Annotated in this window: 3 protein-coding genes and 1 pseudogene; all 4 read right to left on the reverse strand. The window is 37.5% G+C overall.

Features of this window, described 5'->3' with window-relative positions; all coding sequences use genetic code 11:
- Positions 1-1,800: pertactin-like passenger domain-containing protein (locus ACFIK2_RS02080; protein WP_375676855.1), on the reverse strand; the 1,800-nt coding region annotated here is incomplete at its 3' end.
- A 286-nt stretch (positions 1,801-2,086) separates the two neighbouring features.
- A pseudogene (locus tag ACFIK2_RS02085) lies at positions 2,087-2,312 on the reverse strand (hypothetical protein); the annotation flags it as partial.
- 323 nt (positions 2,313-2,635) lie between these two features.
- Positions 2,636-5,200, reverse strand: a complete 2,565-nt coding sequence (bafA, locus tag ACFIK2_RS02090) for a BafA family autotransporter (RefSeq protein WP_375676856.1) — start codon at positions 5,198-5,200, stop codon at positions 2,636-2,638.
- 361 nt (positions 5,201-5,561) lie between these two features.
- A partial coding sequence (locus ACFIK2_RS02095; protein WP_375676857.1) for an autotransporter outer membrane beta-barrel domain-containing protein occupies positions 5,562-5,971 on the reverse strand: 410 nt, incomplete at its 5' end.

The raw sequence follows: 5,971 nt of genomic DNA on the forward strand, positions 1-5,971 counted from the left end.
AGCCGTATTCTTTTTACTTTTATCTAGAATTCCTCTTCCCGCACGTACGGTTTGCATTTCATTGTGAAAAACCATCGCTGGAGCCACAGACATAGACAATACCGCATCTGTAGAGGGAGTGGTCAAAAAGTGAGAAACTGAAAGATTCTCACTCAATTGTGGAAAAGGGTGTTCTTTATGAACTGGACGCACAATCATTTGATCGGCTAAAGATTGAGAAGAGGTTAAAACAGCAGTTTGTTGTTTTTCATCAGAAAGAGGATGAAGACCTGATGGAGGTAACGCTACAAGAGTCTGATTTTCTTGAGAGGGAGATACAGAAACACTAGAGACATTCTGTGCCCCTCTTAAATGACGTGGAGGTCGTGGTTTAGCTGGTTGCTTTATAGTAGGTTTACGAGAGCCTGTATTTTTTCCTCTAGAAGAAGCTCCTTGATCAGACTGTGTACCCGTATCAGCAGACAATGCAAGAGGAATCTTCGCTTTCTTATTCACACACTCTACTTCAGAATTAGAACCTTCCGTATCTCCAGAAGCTCTACTTAAATACCAAATTGTAGCACTACCACTAGAATCAGCACATCTTCCTCTCTTCACTAAGCGATACTGATAGGTTCCACCATCAACAGCTGTAATGTCCTTGCCCAAAAGATCTGCCAGAGTAAAATTAGCTCCGCCATTGTGGCTTCTATCGGTAATTAACGGAAGCTCAGTAACCAAACTATTCCTTTGTGAGAGAGGACCTGTAATTTCACGTCCAGAATCTGCAATATTTATTTTGTGATTCCCTGAGCCCTCACCAATCAACAAATAATCACTCGTATCCCACGTAGCGCTAATATTGAATCGAAAATGTAAATCCCCTGAAAGTCTCTCAACATAAAGTGAAATATGACGTGGATCATACGGAATAGAAGAAAAAATAACAGTCCCACTCTGCCCCCCTAAATCTTTAATTTTAATCTGTGGTTTTTCTCCTATCTTCCGTTCACCAACCTCAAATATTATCTCATCCACGCTCTCTTCTATAGGAATTTTTTTCTTAGTTATATGATTTGTCCTATCGCCAGCGAATAAATAAAGTTCTCCGCCACCATTGATCCTTACTTCTCCAATGACTTCTTGTACACCAACATGGAACCACGATTTAGCAAAATCCGTAATTGTTAAAGTATCTACAAATCCCATAGGATATACAACTTGAATAGCTTGATCCTTCAAAGTAGTTTTCACAGACTCCCCTAGTGCTAAGACATGCTGTCTCCCATTCCCAGAAACTTCTGTAAACATTGCTCTCCCCCCTTCCTTTCTTTGCCCCGCATAAATATTTTGTTCTCCATCATTTCCCACTTTCGCATACCAAGCACCTCCCCCATCATACACATTCTGCTGTCCCACTGCTCCACCTCCACCCGTAACTGTGGAATTATATGCACTACTTCGTCTAACCACGCGTGTAAAATCAATATTTGGCTCTTCATGAATAAACTGCTGACCTCCCCAAATTTTGGCGCTCATTGCAATTCCTGCTCGTGTAACTATTTGCATCCCTCCTTTTTTAATAGTGGAACCTACAGAACTTTCTCCATTATCAACAAGCTCTACATCACCATATCCAATCGTCACATTATTTTTGAAAAGACGAGCAATTATTTCTAAATTTTTTCGTTCCTCTTCTTCATTTCTCACATGGGTTACTCTTATTTGCCCTCTATTCCCACTCTCTAATGCACTTGCAGATTGCAAAAGACAACTACTGATCATCAATACTGAAAAACTTAATTTGTATTTATACCGCATTATCCACACTCCACTCTCAATTATTTAGAAAAATACCCCGCGGCTACATAGGTCGCTCGTTTTAGATTGTATCATAATGTGTTTTATTTATGTCTAAATACAATTTTTTAGTGTATTTTTTAATTTAAGCAACTTTAAGTTGTTTATCTATAAGCCACTAAAAAACTCTAACTTAAGGCAGAAAAATTGAATAAAATTCAAAATGTTCACTTAAATTCAAGGAATAATTTGCATATCTGGAATTATAGATGAAAAAAAATGCTCGTGCCCTTTAATGGAGCCCCTCTTCACGTAAAACAAAACGCCATTGGGTTGTACATTCACACACTTGTTTTAAAGAGACATCTCTCAACGCACCCAAGCCCATTTCGCCACGTCATCCATGAATGGTATACCGGTAAAGCCATTGACCCCCCATACGCTTATGGCGTAAGCAAACCGGTACCATCACACACTTTTCCAGCCCTAAAATGTTGCAACGCGACACCCTTTGGTACTTGAGGCAGTTTAATAAGAGGTATTTTTAGTTCTTTCTTGTACAATTTTTATCCACGCAGGCTTCCCTGCTTGTGACGTGCAAGAAAATGGTTTTGATTGATTCAACATAAACAGATTTGGAATGAGAAAATCCTATGATTTTCGCGACTCTCATTCAACATGCATAGAAATGAATTATTATTATAAATTCAGTATGTTGCCTTTAAAAGAGAGAGTATAAAGACATTCCTACTATTTGAGAAAGTCCTTACACTCTCGAAAAGACATAGCCGAACGTTATCTGTTTAAGTTTGCAAAACAATTACATTTGTAAAGTTAATCAGCCATGCACACATATTTAGAAACTATAGCGTAATCCTAAAATACCTTGAAGAGCATTCTTAATCTTATGTCCTTTTAGATAATGTGCTTCCGCATAAAGTGTTAGTTTATCATTGACCGAACCGTTTAAACCAATTCCCAATTTACCCGCGCTGCCCGACAAATCTGTAATAAATTTATACTGGTTATTAATTGTCGTATAATTATTATTTATATTCTCACGCAACCAAGCTGCCATAATGTAAGCTGTTAATGAAGTTTCTGAACTCACAAAAAATTCATGTCCTGCAGTTAATCCAACTTCACTGCGGAATGAAGTTAATGGGCTTAGATCACCTATCATTCCATTGGAAAGTTTTATTCTTTTACCTTCAACCTGCAAACCTGTTAGCTTGATATAAGGCTGCATCCAAGTATTCTGTGCCGGTTCAAAATAACAACCAATCTCAAATGATCCACCTATCGCCCACTGATTGTAATGACTTTGAATGGCTAAATCATTCGTTGATATGGCTTTCAAATTATCTCGGTAATAATTATATTTCAAAACACCATCCATATACCATCCGCGATGATCAAAATAAGTTGCGTAAGTTCCAATGCTATAAGAGCTCAGATCACTATTACCACCTCGTGCATGAGAAATACGTGCTTGATCATAACTACCGAAACCACCAACATACAACTCTCCATGCCTTAATTCACTCAACTGATCAGCACCAAAGACTAAACCTGTCTGCCCAAGCTTAAAGTGTGTATGGCCTGTCGCAACACGTTCTCTGCTCTTAATCCCATAAGTCCATAGTTCGATATCTTTCTTATTTCTGTTCCAAATCTTTCTACCATTCCGTATAATTTGCAACTCATTATTAAAAATAAGCCCAGGAACTACGGACAACGTTAACACTGCATCTGTAGAGGGTGTCGTTGTTGTTTCACCAGGAACAAAAGGATTTTCCGGATCTGGAATAGAGGCTTCTGGTCCACTGAGGCGATCTGCAGATAAAAACCAAACTTTTCCATTTTCATCCTTTCTTTCTTTCAAATCATACATATAAGTTCCACCATCAATGGCGTTAATTTTGTCACCCTTAAGATCTGTCAGTGTAAAATGTGCTCCACCACTTTGATCCATAATTAAATCACGATTATTTGAAAAAGGATCCGTGATTTCAACTCCAGAATCAGCAACACTTATCGTATGATTCCCAGCACCTTTCTCAACCAAGAGATAATCACCACGGTTATGGGCAATCGTAGTATTGAACGCGAAATGTAAATTTCCTGAAAGATTATTCACATGAAGCTGAGAATAATATGGATCAGAACCTGTAAACGAAAAAATAACACTCCCTTCACCACTTAATTTTTGTATCAAAGAACTTTTTCCATCAAACTCATCAGTAATAGAGTACAGTTTTGTATCTTTTCCATTTAAAATAATATCTTCTACTATGGTATGATGTTGATCATTCCCAGCATAAAGATGGATCTGTCCAGAATGATTTAACTGTGTCTTTCCTTCTAATGTTGCCCCAGCATGCACCCATGATTTTGTTTTGTCATTCATTGTTAGATTTTTTACAGATCCATCAGCATATATTTCCTGAATAGCGCTCTCATTTAAAATAACTCCAATAGCCTTACCGCCTTTTAAGATACGCTGTTTACCACCACCAAAAACTTCTGTATCAAATGCAAAACTACCATTTTTAGCACTTTGAGATTTTCTTCCAACCTCTTGTACACCCCCTCGCATAACTTTCGTATCCCAAACTTTTCCGCCATCATATACTTTTTGTTGTCCTAGTGTTTCATCTTGACCATAAATGATGGTATGAGAAGCACTACTCCCTTTAACCTCTCCTCCAACATCCCCCTCCCCGAAAACAAGTTGCTCACCGCCATAAATTTTAGTCCCCTCTACTTTCCCTCCATTTCCAACACTTTGGTGCCCGCCTTCTTTAACAACAGCATTTTTCGAAAAACCTTGTTTTCCCTTCAAAGCCTCAACATTTTCAATTCCACCATATTCAATTTTACTATTCTCACTGAGTCCTCCTGCATACACATAAAGCTCTGCACCATTCCTTACAGTGTTATTAATGGATCGCCCTGGACTATCAATCTCACCATCATTTGAAATGTATGCTTTACCTTCATTATCAAGGATATAATTTTCTAACAGTGCCCCATCTTTAATGGAAATAAGTTCAGGTTTTTTAAGAATTTTAGTATTGTGTTCTTGTACATTATTTTCAACATTTTTACGATGACTGCTGTCAAACTCCTGTTGACTCACAAACACTCTAGCGCCCTTTTCCTCAGTAAAATCGCTAGGCTTTTTTAAAAAGTCTAATTCATTACGCGTTCTTACCATGACATCATTAGAGGCTCCAAGTATGCATCTGCCTGTTTTCATATCCTCATTATATTGATCTTGAAATATTTTGCCATTTTCATAACTTGAAGATTGACAAAAAAGCGGTATCCCCCTCTCATTTGCAGCAGCAGCTTGCACAAAACAGCTGCTCAACATGAGTATCCAACAATGTCGTTTCCATTTATATTGTAGAGCCATATCCTCCCCCCTTTCACGCCTGCATAGACACTGAACGTAATTAGCTCTACAAAACATATTTTCAACCTTAGATTGCAATAATCCTTCTTAAAAATCCCCCTTATCTCATAAAAAACCGTTCTTTACAGTTTTTTAAATACTTTTTTGATCAAGAATATAAGGGCGTTTTTATAGTGCTTCTTTAGCATTTCCTCAGAATTTTCTTATCAAAAAAAAGTAATGCATAATCAAGTATATAAGGGAATACAGTTTATCAAGAACAACGAAGCTGCGTGCTCTGAAAAATTGTTCTCTGATGCTGCATTAAAAACTTAAAAAAACTAATCATACATTTAAAGATAACTAAAAAATAACCATATAATTAGAAACTATAGCGTACACCTAAAATACCCTGAAGGGACTGTTTTGTTTTACGCCCTTTAATATAATGTGCCTCACCATATAACTTTAACTTCTCACTCACTAAACTGCTTAAACCTATTCCTAATTTACCTGCATTACCCGATAAGTCAGTGGTAAATGGATGGCGTTGATTAATCAAGGTATGATTGTCATCTTTATTCTCACGCAACCATGCTGCTGTAATATACGCAAGTGATGAGGAATCTATGCGAGAACCAAATTCATATCCTAAAGATAAGCCAACCTCACTGCGTAATGAAGTGAATGGACGCATGTCACCTGTCATGCCATTCGATAACTTGATTTCTTTACCCTCAACTTGTAACCATGTAAATTGTCCATAAGGCTGTAACCAACTGTTCTTTGACG

This window comes from Bartonella sp. AP88XZML, assembly GCF_042195565.1.
In the GTDB taxonomy this organism is placed as follows: domain Bacteria; phylum Pseudomonadota; class Alphaproteobacteria; order Rhizobiales; family Rhizobiaceae; genus Bartonella.

Coding starts and splice junctions, on each gene's coding strand:
- bafA (WP_375676856.1), bottom strand. CDS start 5,200: ATGGCTCTACAATATAAATGGAAACGACATTGTTGGATACTCATGTTG.